Genomic DNA, 18,431 nt, shown 5'->3' with positions numbered 1-18,431 from the left:
GCGGGCCGCGCTACGGGTTGATGGCCAGTTCCAGATAGGCCGCGAACAGCACCAGGTGGACCCCGCCCTGGAGGGGCGTCGCCCGGCCCGGGACCACGGTCAAGGAGCTGACGACCACGGTCAGTGCGAGGAGCAGCATGTGCGTCGGGCTGAGTCCGAGGACGAGCGGTCCGGGCAGCCAGATGGAGGCGAGGGCGACGGCGGGAATGGTCAGGCCGATGCTGGCCATCGCCGAGCCGAGCGCGAGGTTGAGGCTGGTCTGCACGCGGTCGCGGCGTGCGGCGCGCACGGCGGCGATCGTCTCGGGCAGCAGCACGAGAAGCGCGATGATCACACCGACGACCGCTTGGTGCAGGCCCGCCGCCTCCACCCCGGCCTCGATGGTGGGCGACACGCCCTTGGCCAGGCCGACCACGCCGATCAGTGCGAGGCCGAGCAGACCGAGGCTGATCCAGGCGTCGCGTGCCGACGGAGGCGAGGCATGGCTGTCGGCGGTGATGACCTCGCCCTGCCGGGTGATCGGCAGGAAGTAGTCACGGTGCCGCACGGTCTGGGTGGCCACGAACAGGCCGTAGAGGATCAACGAGGACAGTGCGGCGAACGTGAGCTGGACGGACGAGAACTCGGGGCCGGGCTTGCTGGTGGTGAACGTCGGCAGCACCAGGCTGAGTGTGGCCAGGGTCGCCACGGTCGCCAGCGCGGCTCCGGTGCCCTCGGGGTTGAACACCGCGGTGCCGTGACGCAGGGAGCCGACGAGCAGACAGAGACCGACGATGCCGTTGCAGGTGATCATCACGGCGGCGAAGACGGTGTCGCGGGCCAGGGTGGAACTCTTGGCGCCCCCGTCTGCCATGAGGGTGACGATCAGGGCCACCTCGATGATCGTGACGGCGATGGCCAGCACCAGGGAGCCGAAGGGCTCCCCGACGCGGTGGGCGATCACCTCGGCGTGGTGCACCGCCGCGAGGACGGACACGGCGAGGACCAGGGTCACCAGCACGACGACCGCGCCGGGCAGGTTGCGGCCCCAGGTGAAGACCAGCAGGACGACCGCGAGCACCGGCACGAGGAACGTCCACTGAGTGGAGAGCGACCTGAGCCGAGTGATCATGGGGCGATGGTTGCAGACGCCCGCAGGGTTCGCATTCCGCGCTTTCCGATCCGCCTTGATCTCTGTCTGCTCTTGCTGGATCCTTCCTCATCCTTTCTGGGGCGCGGTTGAACGTGGAGGTTCGGTGCGGGCCCCGGCGTCGCCGTCTGCTTCCGCCGCGGTCAGGCGTCGGCCCTGTCCTTCGGCGCGCCTTCGCCCTGGGACTGCGTCGCCTCGACGGCCGCCTGCTTCCGGGACGCCATCAGGCTGGTGACGGTGGTGACGACCAGCACCGCGCAGATCACGCCGAGGGAGACCGGTGTGCTGATCTCGGGGACGTGGACACCGGACTCATGGAGCGCGTGCAGCACCAACTTGACGCCGATGAAGGCGAGGATGACGGACAGGCCGTACGACAGGTGGACCAGCTTCTTCAGCAGACCGCCGATGAGGAAGTACAGCTGCCGCAGACCCATCAGGGCGAAGGCATTGGCGGTGAAGACGATGTACGGGTCCTGGGTCAGGCCGAAGATGGCAGGGATGGAGTCCAGGGCGAACAGCACGTCGGTCGTCCCGAGGGCGAGCATCACGACCAGCATCGGGGTCATGACCCGCTTGCCGTTCTGCTGGATCCACAGCTTGGTGCCGTGGTACCGGTCGGCGACGCCGAACCTGTGCTCGACGGCCTTGAGCAGCTTGCTCTCCTCGTACTCCTCGTCCTGCTCCTCGGCGCGGGCCTCCTGGATGAGCTTCCAGGCGGTCCAGATCAGGAAGGCGCCGAAGAGGTAGAACACCCAGGAGAAGCTGGCGAGGATCGCGGCTCCCGCGGCGATGAACACGGCCCGCAGGATCAGGGCTATGAGGACGCCGAAGAGCAGAACACGCTGCTGGTACTGCGTGGGTACCGCGAACTTCGCCATGATCAGCACGAAGACGAAGAGGTTGTCGACGCTCAGCGACTTCTCGGTGATGAAGCCCGCGAAGAACTCGCCGGCCGGCCGGCCGCCGCCGAAGACGTACAGACCGAGACCGAAGAGCCCGGCCAGGGCGATCCAGACGACGGTCCAGATGCCCGCTTCCTTGATGGACACGTTGTGGGGCTTACGACCGATGAAGAAGTCGACCGCGATCAGGGCGGCCAGGCCCGCGATCGTCAGCACCCACAGGGTCGGGGAGACTTCCACTGCACCTCCGGCATTTCGAGACGGCAAACACATCAGCGTTGTCGCTGCCGGAGGTCTCTTCCACCCGGATACGGGCCGGCGCCCCGGGATCCACATCGATCCGTACTGACGGGCGCGCCGCAGCAGGGAGTACTCCCCTCCGCACGGAAAACAGTACCCCAATCACCAAGGAAAGGTAAAGTCAAAGGTAAAGAAAGATACAAATTCCCAGGTCGGATGGACTTTACTGATGCTTGGTGCGAGCTCTCGACATCTCGGCCAGCACCCGCTGGAGGATCTCGCTGCCCGCAGGCACGAGCGGAGGTTCGTACGTCCAGGCGTGCCCGACCCAGGGGTCGGCGAGGTGATCGTCGGGTACCGGAGTGAGTCGCATGAGCGAACGCCACAAGGGGTCGAGCAACGGGCCGTACGCGGCGGCGTCCTCGCGGTCGGCGACCATCAGGAGGTGGACACCGACGGCCGGGCCCTCGTCCGCGAGATAGCGCAGCTGGGTCAGGGCCCGGTCGTCGAAGCCGTGCGGGAAGTCGTTGACGATCAGCAGCTGCTGGGCGGTGTCGACGTCGGCCGGCAGTGACTCGGCAGCTCCGCCGCGGAGCGCCATCTGCACCAGGTCGACCCTCCGTGTGAGGCGTGCCAGAGCATCCGTCACTCCGGCCGCGCCGATGCCGGGCGGCGCGGCCAGGGTCCCGGTCCGGGTCAACGGCTGGAAAGTCTGGGCGCCGGCGCCGGCCGGGTCGATGACCTGCAGGGCGAAATCGCCCACGGGATGGACGGCCAGCAGTCGGACCGCCACCGCGACCGCCGTCTCCAGTGCGAGCCGACGCGATTCGACAGAGTCCGGAAAGGCGCCCCCGAATCCTGCCGCAGGCCCGCTGTCGATCCACAGGCCCCGCGCCAACGGCAGCCTGACCAGCAGCGGAATGCGCAACGGCGCACTCTCGGGGAGGTGGAGATCGCCGAGCCGGACGGCCATGGGCGGCTCGGCCGGCACGTGATAGCCGTGCCAGACCGGTTTGTCCCAGCCGGCGTACGCCGGCGGGAGTGCCGGCTCGACGACCTCGGACTCGGCGGTGAGCTGGGCGAGATCGCGGTCGAAGACCGCCCGCGCCTGGTCGACCAGCTGGGCATGCCGGGTGTGGGCGTCCTCGCGTGCGGTGTCGCCGGCACCGCCGAGCCTGCCGCGCGGGTCGGCGAGGAGCTGGTCGACTTCCTTCTCCAGACGTGAGTCGGCGAAGTCGACGGCGCTGCGGAGCGCGGCCGTGGTGCGGGCCAGGTCCTCGAACATGCCCCAGACCTGGTTGTACAGCCGCTCCTCCATGGACCAGCCCACCGCGTCGCCCGCGACGGGCCGCTCGGGCCGCCCGCTCGGATCCGCGGAGGCTGCGGGTATGGGCGGGGGCGGGGCGACAGGCGTACGACGCCGACCCGGGTGCGTGTAGTCGATCAGGCCGCCCGATGTCCGCGCCTCGTGCGGGTCCTGAGCGTCGTCGTGCGCGGGGGTCGGGTGGGGCGCCGAAGCAGCGGGCGTCTCCTGGGGCTGTTGCAGCGGTACCGCGCGGGCGAGGCTTCGCGCGACCGCCTCCTCGATGTCCGCCGCGAGTTCGGCGGCCCCGGGCACGCCCTGGTCGGCGAGGAGCGCGCCGAGCCCGCCCGCGTAGCCCTGTCCGACCGCGCGTACTTTCCAGGCTCCCTGCCTGCGGTACAACTCCAGGGCGACGACGGCCGATTCGGCGTCCAGGCCGGCGAGGGCGAAGCGGACGATCTCGGTGCCGTCCGGAGCGATGACCGCCGCCCGCGGTGCGGCGACCGCGCCGAAGCGGAGCACCGCTCCCGGCCGCGCGGGCAGGGCCAGCAGCACGGTGACGCGGTGGACGGCCTCGGGTACGGCGGCCAGGTCGACGGCCAGACGGTGCTCGGCGGCGGCCTGTCCGGGGATCTCGATCCCGGGCAGTGCGGGGGCGCCGGGGTGGGCCACCCACTGGGCGCCGTGCACGCGGCCGTGCTCGTCGCCGAGGGTGGCCCCCGCCAGGACCGGCGCTCCGGCCGAGATCCGGATCTCCAACCGGCTCTGGGACAGCGGGTGGTTCTGCCCCCGCACCAGCTCGGCCGTCATCGCCGTCGCCCCCCTGTGTCGTGTTGTCGTGCGCGTACGGCCCTCGAACGGACCCCGTTCTACAGGTGGGGGCTGATGGCGGGCATCAGGTCCTGGAAGGTGCGACCGTTGGCCGGGGTACCCAGGGCCGTCAACGTCCAGCCCGCACCGGCACGGTGCACCTTGGCCATGATCTGGGCGGTGTACTCACCACCGCCGGCCAGCGTGTAGCGGGCGAGCTCCTGGCCGTTGGTCTCGTCCACCAGGCGGCAGAACGCGTTCTCCACTTCCTGGAAGGTCTGCCCCGTGAAGGAGTTGACGGTGAAGACGATCTGGTCGATGTGGACCGGGACGCGCTGCAGGTCCACGAGAATGGCCTCGTCGTCACCGCCCTGGCCGACGCCACCGACGAGGTTGTCTCCGGTGTGACGCACGGAGCCGTCGTCGCTCACCAGGTGCCGGAAGAAGACGACGTCGACCGGCTGCTTGTCGGCGAACAGCACCGCCGAGGCGTCCAGGTCGATCTCCCGTGTGCGTGAGCCGAACAGACCGCGCCGCTTGGCCGCCTTCCAGCCGAGCCCCATACGGACCGCGGTCAGGCTGCCACCGTCCTTCTTCTCCAGGCTGATGGCCTGACCCTTGGACAAGTTGACGGTCACGGCTGCTTCCCCTCTCGGTGTTCCCCTGTTGCCGCGCGATGCGCGGTTGTCGAGAACCCTACGCAGGGGCACTGACAGTGCCGAACCCCGGCCCGCGCTTTGTGTCGGTGTTGCAACACTGCGCGCATATACCGAGGTCCGGCACTGCGGCGCGGACTCAGGCGAGACCCGCCTCCCGCATCTGGCGCAGCTCCTTCTTCATCTCGGAGACCTCGTCACGCAGCCGGGCGGCGATCTCGAACTGAAGCTCGGCGGCGGCGGCGCGCATGCGCTCCGTCATCTCCTCGATCTGCTCGGCGAGTTCGGCCGCCGGACGGTCCGTGGGCACCGCGGCCCCCGCCTTGCCCTTGGCGGACTTGCCGGCCTTTGCGGCAGTCGCTCCCTTGGCCGCCTTGTCGCCGAGCGACGGGACGGGTGCCTTGGCGCCCTTGCCGTCCTTCAGCTTGCGGTAGCCGGAGCCGAGCAGCTGCTCGGTGTCCACCTCCTCGCGAGCGATCTGCGCGACGATGTCGTTGATCTTCTTGCGCAACGGCTGGGGGTCGATGCCGTTGGCCTTGTTGTACGCGACCTGCTTCTCCCGGCGCCGGTTGGTCTCGTCGATGGCCTTCTCCATCGCCGGGGTGATCTTGTCGGCGTACATGTGGACCTGACCGGAGACGTTGCGCGCCGCGCGGCCGATGGTCTGGATCAGCGAGGTCCCGGAGCGCAGGAAGCCCTCCTTGTCGGCGTCGAGGATCGCCACCAGGGAAACCTCGGGCAGGTCGAGGCCCTCCCGCAGCAGGTTGATGCCGACCAGCACGTCGAACTCGCCGGAACGCAGCTCGCGCAGCAGCTCCACACGGCGCAGGGTGTCGACGTCGCTGTGCAGATAGCGCACCTGGATGCCGAGCTCCAGGAAGTAGTCGGTGAGGTCCTCGGCCATCTTCTTGGTGAGCGTGGTGACAAGGACGCGCTCGTCCTTCTCGGTGCGCTTGCGGATCTCGTGGACCAGGTCGTCGATCTGCCCCTCGGTGGGCTTGACCACGACCTCCGGGTCGACCAGGCCGGTCGGGCGGATGATCTGCTCGACGACGCCGTCCCCGCGGGACAGCTCGTAGGCGCCCGGGGTCGCCGACAGGTAGACGGTCTGCCCGATGCGCTCCTGGAACTCCTCCCACTTCAGCGGCCGGTTGTCCAGCGCGGAGGGAAGCCGGAAGCCGTGCTCGACCAGGGTGCGCTTGCGGGAGGCGTCGCCCTCGTACATGGCGCCGATCTGCGGCACGGTGACGTGCGACTCGTCGATGACGAGCAGGAAGTCGTCCGGGAAGTAGTCCAGCAGCGTGTTGGGCGGGGAGCCGGGCAAGCGGCCGTCGAAGTGCATCGAGTAGTTCTCGACACCGGAGCAGGTGCCGATCTGGCGGAGCATCTCGATGTCATACGTGGTCCGCATCCGCAGGCGCTGGGCCTCCAGGAGCTTGCCCTGCTTCTCCAGCTCGGCGAGGCGCTCCCCCAGCTCCTTCTCGATGTCGTTGACGGCCCGCTCCATGCGCTCGGGGCCGGCGACGTAGTGGGAGGCGGGGAAGACGTACAGCTGCTGGTCGTCGCTGATGATCTCGCCGGTGATCGGGTGGAGCGTGGACAGCGCCTCGATCTCGTCACCGAACATCTCGATGCGCACGGCCAGCTCTTCGTAGACCGGGAAGATCTCGATGGTGTCACCGCGGACCCGGAAGGTGCCTCTGGCGAAGGCCACGTCGTTGCGCGTGTACTGGATGTCGACGAAGCGGCGCAGCAGCTCGTCCCGGTCGATCTCGTCGCCGACCCTGAGGGGGACCATCCGGTCCACGTACTCCTGCGGAGTACCGAGGCCGTAGATGCAGGACACCGAGGCGACCACCACGACGTCACGGCGGGTGAGGAGCGAGTTCGTCGCCGAGTGGCGCAGGCGCTCGACCTCCTCGTTGATCGAGGAGTCCTTCTCGATGTAGGTGTCCGACTGCGGGACGTAGGCCTCGGGCTGGTAGTAGTCGTAGTACGAGACGAAGTACTCGACCGCGTTGTTCGGCAGGAGCTCGCGGAACTCGTTGGCCAGCTGGGCAGCCAGCGTCTTGTTCGGCGCCATCACCAGAGTGGGGCGCTGAAGCTTCTCGATCATCCACGCGGTGGTGGCGGACTTGCCGGTGCCGGTCGCGCCGAGCAGGACGACGTCCCTCTCACCGGCCTCGACGCGCTTGGCCAGCTCGGCGATGGCCGCCGGCTGGTCGCCGCTGGGCTGGTAGGAGCTGACGACCTCGAAGGGCGCCACCGTGCGTTCGATGTGGGAAACGGGCCGCATGGAATCCACCGTACGGCCCCGCACTGACAACCGGTTCCGATCAGCGGTTCTGGGGAGTGCGGGAAGCCTGGGACCCGGCGTGGCGGAGCGGCCTCCGGGCGGCGTGCGGCGGCAGGTGCCGGACGTGGTGGGAGGTGACGGCGGCCGCCGGGACACCCGGTTTGAACTCGACCGGGGGCAGCGCGGGCTTGCCCATGACGATCAGCGGGTCGAACATCACGACGACTCCCGCGAGGAGCAGGAAGGCCAGCGGGCCGATCAGCATCAGCGCGAGCACGGATGTCGGCGAGTCGCCCGGGGTGGTGTCGGGGGCGCCGTGGAGCTGGACGCTGAGGGCGGCCATGCCGGTGTAGTGCATCCCGCTGACGGCCAGGCCCATGACGAGGCTGGCTCCCACGCTCCACAGGAGGCCCCGGACCCGCCCGGCGGCCCACAGGGCGGCGGTGGCGGCCACGACCGCTATGACGACGGAGACGGCCACGGTGAATGTGTTGTACGTGAACCGGCCGTGGAAGCGCACACCCGCCATGCCGAGGTAGTGCATCGAGGCCACGCCCAGACCGGTGACCGTGCCACCGGTGAACAGGGGGATGCCGGTGGCGCCCCGGTAACCGACGATGAAGATCCCGACACCGACCATGACGATGGCCATGCCGAGGCTCGCGTAGGTCATCGGTTTGTCGTAGTGGATGGGCGTGTCCTTGATGCTGAAGCCCATCATGGCGACGAAGTGCATGGTCCATATGCCGGAGCCGATCGCGGCCGAGCCGAGGGCCAGCCAGGCAGGCCGCCAGGAGTGGCTGACCAGCAGGGACCGGGTCGTGCAGCGCAGGCCGAGGGCGCCGCCGAGGCACGCCATCACATAGGCGACCAGCGGGGTGACGACCCCGTAACTGAATCCGTCGACCGTGCCTTGCATGCGCGGCTGCCCTTCCGCCTTCGTGCGTCCCGGAATACCTGAAATGTGCCCCCGTCCCAGGACCGCGGCGGCGGTCAGGGCAGACGCAGAGAGTATGACCCCCACCGGAATGGTCGAACGATTTTCCGGCAAAGAAACACGCCCCTGCCTCAGTTGTGGGGCACCCGTAGCGGACTCGCACGGCGGTATTCATCCTGTGGCCTTCGTGCGCGCGCGTGTCGTCGGCCTTCGGCTGAGAAAATCTGGTGCTGTCGGTGTTCACTCGACGCGAGGAGTACGTATGCACGTGCACGCGCCCGCTGTCGCCGCCACGGCCGTCGCGATCCTGGGAACGGTGACGCTGCTGAGTCCCTCTTCAGTCGCCCGGGCGGGCGAGACCGGCAACACCACGGTGATCGCCCACCGAGGCGCCTCCGCCTACGCTCCCGAGAACACCCTCGCCTCCATCGACAAGGCGGCACGGCTCGGCTTCACCTGGGTCGAGAACGACGTCCAGCGCACCAAGGACGGCCGGCTGGTCGTCATCCACGACGACAGCCTGGCCCGCACCACGAACGTCGAGGACGTCTTCCCCGGCCGGGCACCGTGGAAGGTGAAGGACTTCACCGCGGCCGAGATCGCCCGGCTGGACGCGGGCAGCTGGTACTCCCCCGCCTACGCGGGCACGCGCGTTCCGACACTGGAGCAGTACATGCGCCGGGTCGAGCACAATCACGAGCGGCTGCTCCTGGAGATCAAGAACCCGGAGCTGTACCCCGGCATCGAGCGGCAGACCCTGAAGCTCCTCGGCAACGATGGCTGGCTGGACCAGCGGCACGTCGGGCGGCTGATCGTGCAGAGCTTCAGCGCGGACAGTGTGCGGACCGTGCACGAGCTGAAGCCCGCACTCACCACCGCCTTCCTGGGCAAGCCGCCCGTGGCGCAACTGCACGAGTACGCGCGTTTCGCCGATCTGATCAATCCCTCGTACGGGTCGATCTCCGCCGGCTACGTCTCCTCCGTGCACGCCGTCACCGGTCCGCACGGCAGGAGGCTCGGGGTGTTCGCCTGGACGGTGAACGACGCGGTCGCCGCCTGGCAGGTCGCGGGCTACGGCGTCGACGGGATCATCACGAACAAGCCCGACGTGGTGCAGGCGGCGCTGCGCGCGAACTGAGCCGTGCTCCCTGGCCGGGAGCGTTGTCAGTGGCGGGCCGTACGGTGGGCGCATGGACAGCCATGGGCAGGACGAGCAGCAGGTCGTGTGGACCGTCGTGGGCACCGACATCGGCCCGCTGATGCTGGCGGCGACGCGTGCCGGTCTGGTCAACGTCGTCTTCCACGCCACGGACGCCGTGCGCGAGCGGACGCTGGAGCGCCTCGCGACACGGCTGGGGACCGAGCCCCTCGAGGATCCGGGTTCGCCGCTGCTGGCCGAGGCGATACGCCAGATCGAGTCCTACTTCGCGGGCGGGCGTCACGATTTCGATCTGCCCCTGGACTGGTCGCTGATCTCCGGCTTCAACCGGCAGGTGCTCCGCGAGCTGGCCTCCGGCGTCCCGTACGGGACGGTGGTGGGCTACGGCGATCTGGCCGGGAGGGTCGGGCAGCCTGGCGGGGCGCAGGCGGTGGGCGCGGCGATGGGCGCCAATCCGCTGCCGGTCGTCGTGCCGTGTCACCGGGTGGTGGAGAGCGACGGAGGGATCGGGGGGTTCGGGGGCGGTCTGGAGGCCAAGCGGAAGCTGCTCGCCCTGGAGGGTGTGCTGCCCGAGCCGCTGTTCTGACACGTTCGGGGCCGCACGCGCCGGGCGCGATCACGCAAAGTGACGGGCTTCGAAGACGTTGCCGTCGGGGCGCGGAAGCAGAAGTCACGCATGACCTGGCCACGGGCGCCGCAGGAAGAGCGGCCGTTGACTCAGGGGGAGACCGTGCTCGGCCGGGCGGTCACGCAGAGCGTCGAAGCCGACCACCGACCACCGACCACCGACCACCGACCACCGACCACAAGCGTTTAGCCGGGCGTGCGGACCGCCAGAGATGAGGAAGGACCGACGGACAGGAGGCGGGCGCGTGGTGCTGGTGATGTCGGAAGAAGTCCGGGAGGCGATCGGCGCACAGCGGCCCGTGGTGGCCCTGGAGTCCACGATCATCGCGCACGGGCTCCCGCGTCCGCGGAATCTTCAGGTGGCTCTGGAACTGGAGGACGTGGTGCGCCGGGAGGGCGCGGTGCCCGCGACCGTCGCCGTGCTGGACGGACGCCCGCGCGTCGGCCTGGACAAGGAGCAGCTGGAGCGGGTCGCCAACGAGGACGGCATCCGCAAGCTGGGTCACCGCGATCTGCCCCTGGCCGTGGCCGCGGGGGCGAGCGGGGCGACCACGGTGTCGGCGACGGCACAGCTGGCGGCACTGGCGGGCGTCCGGGTGTTCGCCACGGGCGGGCTGGGCGGCGTGCACCGGCAGTGGACGGTGACGCAGGACGAGTCGGCCGACCTGGGTCTGCTGGCACGGACCCGGATCACCGTGGTCTGCGCGGGCGTGAAGTCGATCCTGGACGTGCCGGCGACCCTGCAGCGCCTGGAGACGCTCGGAGTGGCCGTAGCGGGGTACCGCACCGAGCGGTTCCCCGGCTTCTACCTGTCCGACTCGGGTCATCCGGTCGACTGGACGCTGGACGGCCCGGAGCAGGTCGCGGAGGTCATGCGGGCGCAGGACGCGCTCGGCGCACCGGAGTCGGCGCTGATCGTCGCCAATCCCGTCCCTCGGGAGGAGCAGCTCGATCCCGCCCTCCACGCGCGCGTGCTCGCCGACGCGCTGCGTGACTGTGAGGAGGAGGCGATCACCGGCCAGGCCGTCACCCCGTTCCTGCTGGACTACCTGGTCCGGCACACGGACGGGGCCTCGCTGAGCGCCAATCTGGCGGCGGTGCGCGGCAACGTACGGCTGGCGGCGCGGATCGCCACGGCGTGGACCAACGGGTGACCACGGGCCGGGCAGGGGCTCTGCTGGTCGTCGGGGACGTCGTCACCGATGTGGTCGCCCGGCACCGGGGCCCGCTGGCCGGGGGTACCGACACGGCGGCCGTGATCCGGACGCTGCCGGGTGGCGCGGGCGCGAACGTGGCCTGCTGGGCCGCCGAGGGGGGCTGTGCGGACGTACGGCTGCTGGGTCGGGTCGGTGCGGATGCGGCGCAGTGGCACGAGCGCGAACTGGTCGCGGCCGGTGTGCGGCCGCGGCTGGTGGTCGATCCGCAGGCCGCGACCGGTACGGTGATCTGCCTCGTCGACACCGGTGCGTCGGCCGAGCGCGCGTTCCTCACGGACAGCGGCGCCTCGCTGCGGCTCGAGCCCGCCGACTGGTCGGACGAGTTGCTCGACGGTGTCGCCCGGCTGCATCTCTCGGGCTACCTGCTGTTCTCGGAGCCAAGCCGGGCACTCGCGGAGGTGGCGCTCGCTGCGGCACGCGCGCGTGGGGTGCCGGTGAGTATGGATCCGGCGTCGGCGGGCTTCCTCGTCGAGCTGGGCGTGGACCGTTTCCTGGCGTTCGCGGACGGGCTGGACGTGCTGCTGCCCAGCCGGGACGAGGCGTGTCTGCTGACCGGGCTGTCCGACTGGGCGGACGCGGCGACCAAGCTGAGCCGGGTCGTCCCGCTGGTGGTGGCCAAGTCGGGTGCGGACGGGGCGCTGCTGGCCCGGTCCGGAAGCGTGCTGGCCCGGGTTCCGGCAGCGGCGGCGACGCCCCGGGACACCACCGGCGCCGGTGACGCCTTCACCGGCTCCTTCCTCGCCGCGCTGCTCGCGGGTGCGGATCCCGAGGAGGCGGCGCGGGACGGATGCCGGGCGGGCGCGCGGGCGGTGGAACGCGTGGGTGGCAGGCCACCGCATCGGGGCACCGGGAGCCGGGGCTCACGCCCGTAGGCAGACACCCGGCCTGAAGTCGGCGCCGGCCGTGCACCAGCGGTTCGAGGCCCCACCCGGCACCGGCAAGCCTCGACTCCACCCGGCGCCAGCCGGTCCGAACTCCGGCGTGGCAGCCCACCGGGTCCGCACCAGGCCCCTCACCCGCACACCTGGCACACGCACACCCACGCACACCCCACACACACGCCCGGCACCCGTACGCCCGACATTCGCCCCCTCGTCACGGCCGGCCCCGGTGGAGCCTCGCCGCACCGGCTGCACGGCAGAACGCAGACGCCCGGCCCTTTGCCCCCTGCGCCTCCTCGTCCTGTCCCTTACGGCCTACCCCTTGCGGCCCCACGCCGAGATCATCGGCGCCGTCGCCAGGTCCATGCCGCCCGCCTCCACGTTGGCCAGGTGCCGGTCGATCTCCACGTCGGTGGCCAGGCCAGCGGCGACGAGCTGGTCGCGGATCTGGCGGACCGTGGCGGACTCCAGCGCCGCGCTGGCGGGCGACGTGACGGGAAAGTACGCGTCGGCCTCCACCCCGTGCAGTCCGGCCTCGCGGAGCAGGCGCGGGAGCTTGCGGCCGTACTCCAGGTCGGCGCCTCGGCGGGCGAGCAGTTTGCGGAAGCCTTGCCGCAGCCGGTTGGCGAGCTGCTGCTCGGGGCCGTACTCGTCGGGGCAGATGAGGGGCTGCAGGGCGGGATCGGCGTCCTCGATCAGCAGTCGTCCGCCGGGCCGCAGTGCCTTGACCATGGACCGCAGCGCCCTCTCCCGGTCCGGGACATGGACGAGGACCAGACGGGCGTGCACGAGGTCGAAGCCCTCGCCCGGAGGCTCCTCCGCGCCCACGTCGTGGACCCGCACCTCCACCGGGTACCGGTCCACGGCGGTAAGCCGCGAGGTGTCGATGTCGGTGGCGACCACCTTGCCGGTGGGACCGACCTTCTTGGCGAGCCAGGACACCACGGAAGTGCCGCCGGCCCCTACCTCCCAGCAGCGCCAGCCGGGTCCGAGTCCGCAGGCTTCAAGGTGCCGGAACGTCGTGGGATCGAAGAGGGTGGCGAAGGCGTCGAAGCGCTCTCCCGCCTCCGTCTGCTGGTTGTCGAGCAGGTACCCGTCGGATCGCGTCATGCCGCGATCATCCCAGTCGCCCGTGTTGTCCGAAGCTGCCGACGCTCCGTCCACAGGCGGGAACAAAGCGGAACGTCCTGTTCCCACAGGCTTACGCGCCCCTTGCGCAGGGCTGGCAGACTTTCCGGGCAAGACGCGAAAGCGTTCTGCGAGGAGATCCAGGCAAGGAGACCCAGATGTCCATGGCGGGGAATCTGCGGAAGGTCACGAGGCTGAGCAGGGTCGGTGGCCTGCGCAAGGTGGCGCGGCTGACCCGGCAGCGGTCACGCGTGGACCTGAGCCACCCCGCCAGGTCGCCGCTGGGTTCCTCGGTGGTGAACTGCGTGATGTATCAGGACGGCGTCCGGGTACCGGGGTGCGCCGACCTGGTGGATGCCGTGAAGATGGTGCGCAAGCGCGGCGACGGTTTCGTCTGGCTGGGGCTGCACGAACCGACCGACGGGGAGTTCGCCGGCATCGCCGAGCTGTTCGACCTGCATCCGCTGGCGGTGGAGGACGCGGTCGAGGCCCATCAGCGCCCGAAGCTGGAGCGGTACGGGGAGACGCTCTTCGCGGTGTTCAAGACCGTCTGCTACGTGGAACACGAGCAGCTGACGGCGACGAGCGAGGTGGTGAACACCGGCGAGATCATGGTGTTCGTCGGTGAGGACTTCGTCATCACGGTGCGGCACGGTCGGCATGGCTCGCTGGGGCCGCTGCGTGAGGAACTGGAGGCGGATCCGCAGCAGCTCGCGAAGGGGCCGGCGGCGGTGCTGCACGCGATCGCCGACCATGTCGTCGACGACTATCTGAACGTCACGGACGCGGTGCAGGGCGACATCGACCAGGTCGAGGCGGACGTGTTCTCGGAGAGCGGCGAGCGGACGGATCCGGGACGCATCTACCAGATGAAGCGTGAACTCCTCGAACTGAAGCGGGCGGTGGTGCCGCTCGCACGCCCCGTGGAGGATCTGGCCTCCCGGCCGATAGCGGTCGTCGCCCCCGAGATACAGGCTTACTTCAGGGACGTGCTGGACCATCTGATGCGGGCCAAGGACCAGATCGCCGCGTTCGACGACCTGCTCAACTCCATCCTGCAGGCGCACCTCGCGCAGGTGACGGTCGCGCAGAACGAGGACATGCGGAAGATCACTGCCTGGGCGGCGGTGATCGCCGTGCCGACGATGGTCTGCGGGGTGTACGGCATGAACTTCCACCACATGCCGGAACTCCGGTGGCGGTTCGGCTACCCGCTCGTCATGGGCGTGATGGCGCTCGCCTGCGCCGCGCTGTACCGGGGCTTCCGGCGCAACGGCTGGCTCTGACGCCGTCACGCCGAGAGGGCCGACAGCTCGCGGAGGAGGCGTGCCCGGGGCCCGCGGCTCAGCCGTTCCAGGCGGGGTGCCGAGGATCGTCCGCGCGCACCAGGACATCGGCCGTGCCGGCCGGGTCGGTCTCGGCCTCGTAGCGCTCGAAGGCGGGGAGCGTCCAGTGGTCGGCCTCGGGGGTACGGCGGCGAAGGGCGCCCCGAGAGAGGAGGACGTGGACGGTCAGGTCGAAGGGGAACCAGTGACGCAGAAGGAGGGGACCGTGCAGCAGCAGGATCCCGCCCGGCGGTAGCTGGACGTAGGAGCTGCGGGTGGCGCGGTCGGTGGCCGGGTCCCACAGGTCGGGCAGGACATGGCCGTCGCCTCCGGGGTCGAGCGGGCAGAAGACCTCGCGCCAGAGGGCGTTCGTGTCGAACCAGCCGCTGTAGTACGACTCCGCGTCCCGCCGACCGTGTTCCAGGCGCAGTGAGGCGGGGCGCAGGAAGCCCTCGGAGCCGACGACGAGCGACGGCCGGCCGCGCACGCGCAGCGCCCCGGCGACGCGCTCGGCCAGGTCACCTGGGCGGGCGGCAGGCGCCCCGTCGAAGCCCACACGCGGCCAGGCTCCGCCGTCGCCCGGCTCCAGCTCGACGAGCCGGTCGGCCAGCAGCTCCGCGAGCCGGTCCCAGGTGATCGCTTCGAGTCGCACGCGCCCATGATGCCTGGCGCGGCCGGAGACCGGCGTGGGAGCGGTGGGTGCGGACGGGGAATGAAGCGCGTATGGCACGACTCACAACTTCCCTCTCCGTCGGCGGACTTGTCGTCGTCCAGCCGCTGCGGCGCAAGCGCTGTGCCGGGTGCCGGCGTGGGCCGCTGTCGCTGCTCGTGCTGGAGGACGGGGCGCCTCGCTGTCTCGACTGCGCCGACCTGGGGCACCTGGTGCTCCTGCCGCGTGGCGACACCGCGCTGACCCGCCGGTCGCGGGAGGAGAGTACGTTGTCGGCGGTGGTGGTGCGGTACAACCGGCGCCGGAGCCGGTACGAACGGCAGGGCGTGCTCGTGGAGGAGGACGCCCTGGCGCGGGCCGAGGCACGGTGCCTGGCGGACGCCGAGGCACGGCGCCGTCGGCGGGTACGGGACGCGAGGCGCAGGAAGGCGGAGGACGAGCGCTTCGCCACCGCCTTCGCAGCCGAGATCCGGCGGCTGTTCCCCGGGTGTCCGCAGGAGCGGGCCCGGGAGATCGCGGCGCACGCGTCCGCGCGGGGCAGCGGGCGGGTGGGGCGCAGTGCGGCCGGGCGAGCGCTGTCGGAGGGAGCGGTGATCTCGGCGGTCGTGGCCTCCGTACGGCACGTGGACACGCCGTACGACCAGCTGCTGATGACGGGCCTGCACAGGTATGAGGCGCGGCGGCGGATCGCGGGGGTCGTGGAGGGCGTGCTGCGGGGGTGGGGGGAGGTTGCGGAGGCAGGGTGAGGCGGGCGGTGGACGCCGGCGTATGGGCCGGCGGCCCTCGGACATGGGCAGGAGGCGGGGTTTGGGAGTTCACTCGGGGTGACGGGTTGTGGGGTGGTCGGTCGGGGCGACGTGAAAGCGGGGTGTGGAGATGGTCGAGGGGCCGTTCTTCGTGTTGGCGGTGCTGGGGGTCCTGGGGGCCGGGCTGGTGGCGGGCGTCTTCTGTGCGTTCTCGACGTTCGTGATGCGGGGCCTGGCCTCGCTGCCGCCCGCGCAGGGCGTGGCGGCGATGAACGCGATCAACGTGGCCGCGGTGGCGCCCGCCTTCATGCTGGTGTTCGCGGGTACGGCGGTGCTGTGCGCGATGATCGCCGTGGTGACGTTCGTGGTGTGGCCGGCCGACGGGAAGGTGGAACTGCTGCTGGGCAGCGCGCTGTATCTGTTCGGTTCCTTCGGACTGACCGTGGTCGCGAACGTGCCGCGCAACGACAGACTCGCCCGGATGACGCCGGGTGCCGCGGAGGCGGCCGAGTACTGGCCGTCCTACGTGCGCGAATGGACCTTCTGGAACCACGTCCGGACCGTCGCCTCCGCGGCTGCCGCCCTCGCGTACGTGCTCGCCCTGGCCTGAGCCTCCTGCTCCCCTCCCCTCACAGGCGCCGGCCGTTCCTTGAGCGGTTTGGGGCAGCAGGCCCGCCACGCGTGGGAGGCTGCCTCGCGGTCAGCGCCGTCCGCCGCTCTGCGCAGGTGACGGCGGGGACGTATCGTGGCCGGGAGAGTGCCGCGAGAGCGTCGTGAGAGTGCCGAACGAGAGCGCCGTACGGCCACGTGGATGCCGGATGAGTGCCGCCCGAGGACGCACGGCCCGCCGTGATCGCAGTACCCCGGTACGTGTACGCGAGGTAGCCGGCCATGGCGGATCCCAAGGGGTTCATGAACACGCCGCGCCAGGAGTGGCCGCGGCGGCCCGTCGAGGAACGGGTCCGGGACTGGGACGAGGTCTACGTCCCGGGCGCGCTGCTGCCCATCATCAGCAAGCAGGCGGACCGGTGCATGGACTGCGGTATCCCGTTCTGCCACGACGCGTGCCCGCTGGGCAATCTGATCCCCGAGTGGAACGACCTGGTGTCGCGGGAGGACTGGCGGGCGGCGAGTGACCGGCTGCACGCCACGAACAATTTCCCCGAGTTCACGGGTCGGCTGTGTCCGGCGCCGTGCGAGGCGGGGTGTGTGCTCGCGATCAATCAGCCGGCCGTCACCATCAAGAACGTCGAGTGCGCGATCGCCGACCGGGCCTGGGAGGAGGGCTTCATCCCGCCCCGGCCTCCGGACCGGCTGACCGGGAAGACCGTCGCGGTGATCGGCTCGGGGCCGACCGGGCTCGCCGCCGCGCAGCAGCTGACGCGGGCCGGGCACACCGTGGCCGTGTACGAGAGGGACGACCGGGTCGGCGGGCTGATGCGGTACGGCATCCCCGAGTTCAAGATGGAGAAGCGGCATCTGGAGAGCCGGCTGGAGCAGATGCGGGCGGAGGGGACGCGGTTCCGTACGTCGACGGTGGTCGGGCGGGATGTCCCGGCGGCGGAGTTGCGGGCACGGTACGACGCCGTGGTGATCGCCACGGGCGCCACGGCGTGGCGGGAACTTCCGGTGCCGGGCCGGGAGTTGGACGGGATACACCAGGCGATGGAGTATCTGCCGCTGGCCAACCGGGTGTGTGAGGGGGACCTGGAGGTCTCCCCGCTGTCCGCGGCGGGCAAGCACGTGGTGATCGTGGGGGGTGGGGACACCGGGGCGGACTGTCTGGGGACCGCGGTACGGGACGGGGCCGCCTCCGTGACCCAGCTGGACATCTACGCGCAGCCGGGCGCGGAGCGGGACGAGGAGGCCGAGCCGTGGCCGACGTACCCGAAGGTCTACCGGCTGTCGGCCGCGCACGAGGAGGCGCGGGACCTGCGGACGGCTCCCGCGGCGGACGCGGACGCGCGCTTGTTCGCGGCGTCCACGCTTCACTTCGACGGGGACGGGAGGGGGCATGTGCGGTCGCTGCATCTGGTCGAGGTCGACGAGCGGCGTCAGCCGGTTTCGGGCAGTGGACAGGCGCTGCCCGCCGACCTGGTCCTGCTCGCGCTCGGCTTCTCCGGGCCCGATCGCGAGGACGGGATCATCGATCAGCTGGGGCTGAGGATGGAGCCCCGCGGCACGATCGCCCGGGACCGTGGCTTCGCGACGAACGTGCGCGGGGTGTTCGCGGCCGGGGACGCGGCCCGCGGGCAGTCGCTCATCGTGTGGGCGATCGCGGAGGGACGGGCCGCGGCCGCGGCCGTCGACCACTATCTGACGGGCCGTTCGGTTCTGCCGGCGCCGATATCCCCGCACGACCGCCCGATGACCGTGTGACCGTATGGCCGTGGATCCGTGAG

General features: G+C 70.6%; 16 protein-coding genes. 8 read left to right on the top strand and 8 right to left on the bottom strand.

The window, feature by feature from the left end; genetic code table 11:
* Positions 1-10 precede the first annotated feature (10 nt).
* The 6 genes from ACWD5D_RS16030 to ACWD5D_RS16005 form a co-directional block, all read right to left on the bottom strand.
* On the bottom strand, positions 11-1,111 hold the full coding sequence (locus tag ACWD5D_RS16030; RefSeq protein WP_451373294.1) for a calcium:proton antiporter: 1,101 nt from the start codon (positions 1,109-1,111) through the stop codon (positions 11-13).
* Positions 1,112-1,272: 161 nt separating this feature from the next.
* Positions 1,273-2,274: a TerC family protein gene (locus ACWD5D_RS16025; protein WP_451373293.1), complete on the bottom strand. Its 1,002-nt coding sequence runs from the start codon at positions 2,272-2,274 to the stop codon at positions 1,273-1,275.
* A gap of 223 nt (positions 2,275-2,497) precedes the next feature.
* A complete protein-coding gene (locus ACWD5D_RS16020; protein ID WP_451373292.1) occupies positions 2,498-4,387 on the bottom strand; it encodes a TerD family protein in 1,890 nt (629 codons plus the stop codon).
* A gap of 59 nt (positions 4,388-4,446) precedes the next feature.
* The gene (locus ACWD5D_RS16015; RefSeq protein WP_451373291.1) at positions 4,447-5,025 is read right to left on the bottom strand and encodes a TerD family protein; all 579 of its coding nucleotides are present in this window, start codon (positions 5,023-5,025) and stop codon (positions 4,447-4,449) included.
* A 157-nt stretch (positions 5,026-5,182) separates the two neighbouring features.
* Complete coding sequence (gene uvrB / locus ACWD5D_RS16010; protein ID WP_451373290.1) at positions 5,183-7,339, bottom strand: excinuclease ABC subunit UvrB; 2,157 nt, start codon at positions 7,337-7,339, stop codon at positions 5,183-5,185.
* A 40-nt stretch (positions 7,340-7,379) separates the two neighbouring features.
* Complete coding sequence (locus ACWD5D_RS16005) at positions 7,380-8,258, bottom strand: MHYT domain-containing protein (protein ID WP_451373289.1); 879 nt, start codon at positions 8,256-8,258, stop codon at positions 7,380-7,382.
* 286 nt (positions 8,259-8,544) lie between these two features.
* On the opposite strand from ACWD5D_RS16005, the gene ACWD5D_RS16000 reads away from it, so the two are divergent.
* The 4 genes from ACWD5D_RS16000 to ACWD5D_RS15985 all read left to right on the top strand — a co-directional run bounded on the left by ACWD5D_RS16000 (position 8,545) and on the right by ACWD5D_RS15985 (position 12,151).
* On the top strand, positions 8,545-9,414 hold the full coding sequence (locus tag ACWD5D_RS16000) for a glycerophosphodiester phosphodiesterase (RefSeq protein ID WP_451373342.1): 870 nt from the start codon (positions 8,545-8,547) through the stop codon (positions 9,412-9,414).
* Between the two features lie 52 nt (positions 9,415-9,466).
* Positions 9,467-10,021: a methylated-DNA--[protein]-cysteine S-methyltransferase gene (locus ACWD5D_RS15995; RefSeq protein ID WP_451373288.1), complete on the top strand. Its 555-nt coding sequence runs from the start codon at positions 9,467-9,469 to the stop codon at positions 10,019-10,021.
* Between the two features lie 286 nt (positions 10,022-10,307).
* The gene (locus tag ACWD5D_RS15990; RefSeq protein ID WP_451373287.1) at positions 10,308-11,216 is read left to right on the top strand and encodes a pseudouridine-5'-phosphate glycosidase; all 909 of its coding nucleotides are present in this window, start codon (positions 10,308-10,310) and stop codon (positions 11,214-11,216) included.
* Positions 11,201-12,151: a carbohydrate kinase family protein gene (locus tag ACWD5D_RS15985; RefSeq protein ID WP_451373286.1), complete on the top strand. Its 951-nt coding sequence runs from the start codon at positions 11,201-11,203 to the stop codon at positions 12,149-12,151. Before ACWD5D_RS15990 ends, ACWD5D_RS15985 begins: the two co-directional genes overlap by 16 nt.
* 324 nt (positions 12,152-12,475) lie before the next feature.
* Here ACWD5D_RS15985 and ACWD5D_RS15980 read toward each other — a convergent pair whose 3' ends face one another.
* Positions 12,476-13,270, bottom strand: a complete 795-nt coding sequence (locus ACWD5D_RS15980; RefSeq protein WP_451373285.1) for a methyltransferase — start codon at positions 13,268-13,270, stop codon at positions 12,476-12,478.
* 176 nt (positions 13,271-13,446) lie between these two features.
* On the opposite strand from ACWD5D_RS15980, the gene ACWD5D_RS15975 reads away from it, so the two are divergent.
* Positions 13,447-14,574, top strand: coding sequence for a magnesium and cobalt transport protein CorA (locus ACWD5D_RS15975; protein ID WP_451373284.1), 1,128 nt, complete (start codon positions 13,447-13,449; stop codon positions 14,572-14,574).
* A gap of 58 nt (positions 14,575-14,632) precedes the next feature.
* Here ACWD5D_RS15975 and ACWD5D_RS15970 read toward each other — a convergent pair whose 3' ends face one another.
* Positions 14,633-15,265, bottom strand: coding sequence for a uridine kinase (locus tag ACWD5D_RS15970; RefSeq protein WP_451373283.1), 633 nt, complete (start codon positions 15,263-15,265; stop codon positions 14,633-14,635).
* Positions 15,266-15,336: 71 nt separating this feature from the next.
* On the opposite strand from ACWD5D_RS15970, the gene ACWD5D_RS15965 reads away from it, so the two are divergent.
* The 3 genes from ACWD5D_RS15965 to ACWD5D_RS15955 all read left to right on the top strand — a co-directional run bounded on the left by ACWD5D_RS15965 (position 15,337) and on the right by ACWD5D_RS15955 (position 18,408).
* Positions 15,337-16,029: a DUF2293 domain-containing protein gene (locus ACWD5D_RS15965; protein ID WP_451373282.1), complete on the top strand. Its 693-nt coding sequence runs from the start codon at positions 15,337-15,339 to the stop codon at positions 16,027-16,029.
* A gap of 130 nt (positions 16,030-16,159) precedes the next feature.
* The gene (locus ACWD5D_RS15960) at positions 16,160-16,639 is read left to right on the top strand and encodes an anthrone oxygenase family protein (RefSeq protein ID WP_451373281.1); all 480 of its coding nucleotides are present in this window, start codon (positions 16,160-16,162) and stop codon (positions 16,637-16,639) included.
* A 281-nt stretch (positions 16,640-16,920) separates the two neighbouring features.
* Entirely contained in the window at positions 16,921-18,408 is a 1,488-nt protein-coding gene (locus ACWD5D_RS15955) for a glutamate synthase subunit beta (RefSeq protein ID WP_451373280.1), read from the top strand.
* Positions 18,409-18,431 lie beyond the last annotated feature (23 nt).

It is taken from the genome of Streptomyces sp. NPDC002520 (assembly GCF_053595235.1).
Note: the sequence above shows the minus strand (reverse complement) of the source record. Positions and strands in the feature narration are given on the sequence as shown.

Coding starts and splice junctions, on each gene's coding strand:
- ACWD5D_RS16030 (WP_451373294.1), bottom strand. CDS start 1,111: ATGATCACTCGGCTCAGGTCGCTCTCCACTCAGTGGACGTTCCTCGTG.
- ACWD5D_RS15960 (WP_451373281.1), top strand. CDS start 16,160: ATGGTCGAGGGGCCGTTCTTCGTGTTGGCGGTGCTGGGGGTCCTGGGG.
- ACWD5D_RS15980 (WP_451373285.1), bottom strand. CDS start 13,270: ATGACGCGATCCGACGGGTACCTGCTCGACAACCAGCAGACGGAGGCG.
- ACWD5D_RS15955 (WP_451373280.1), top strand. CDS start 16,921: ATGGCGGATCCCAAGGGGTTCATGAACACGCCGCGCCAGGAGTGGCCG.
- ACWD5D_RS16020 (WP_451373292.1), bottom strand. CDS start 4,387: ATGACGGCCGAGCTGGTGCGGGGGCAGAACCACCCGCTGTCCCAGAGC.
- ACWD5D_RS15965 (WP_451373282.1), top strand. CDS start 15,337: ATGGCACGACTCACAACTTCCCTCTCCGTCGGCGGACTTGTCGTCGTC.
- ACWD5D_RS15995 (WP_451373288.1), top strand. CDS start 9,467: ATGGACAGCCATGGGCAGGACGAGCAGCAGGTCGTGTGGACCGTCGTG.
- uvrB (WP_451373290.1), bottom strand. CDS start 7,339: ATGCGGCCCGTTTCCCACATCGAACGCACGGTGGCGCCCTTCGAGGTC.
- ACWD5D_RS15975 (WP_451373284.1), top strand. CDS start 13,447: ATGTCCATGGCGGGGAATCTGCGGAAGGTCACGAGGCTGAGCAGGGTC.
- ACWD5D_RS16005 (WP_451373289.1), bottom strand. CDS start 8,258: ATGCAAGGCACGGTCGACGGATTCAGTTACGGGGTCGTCACCCCGCTG.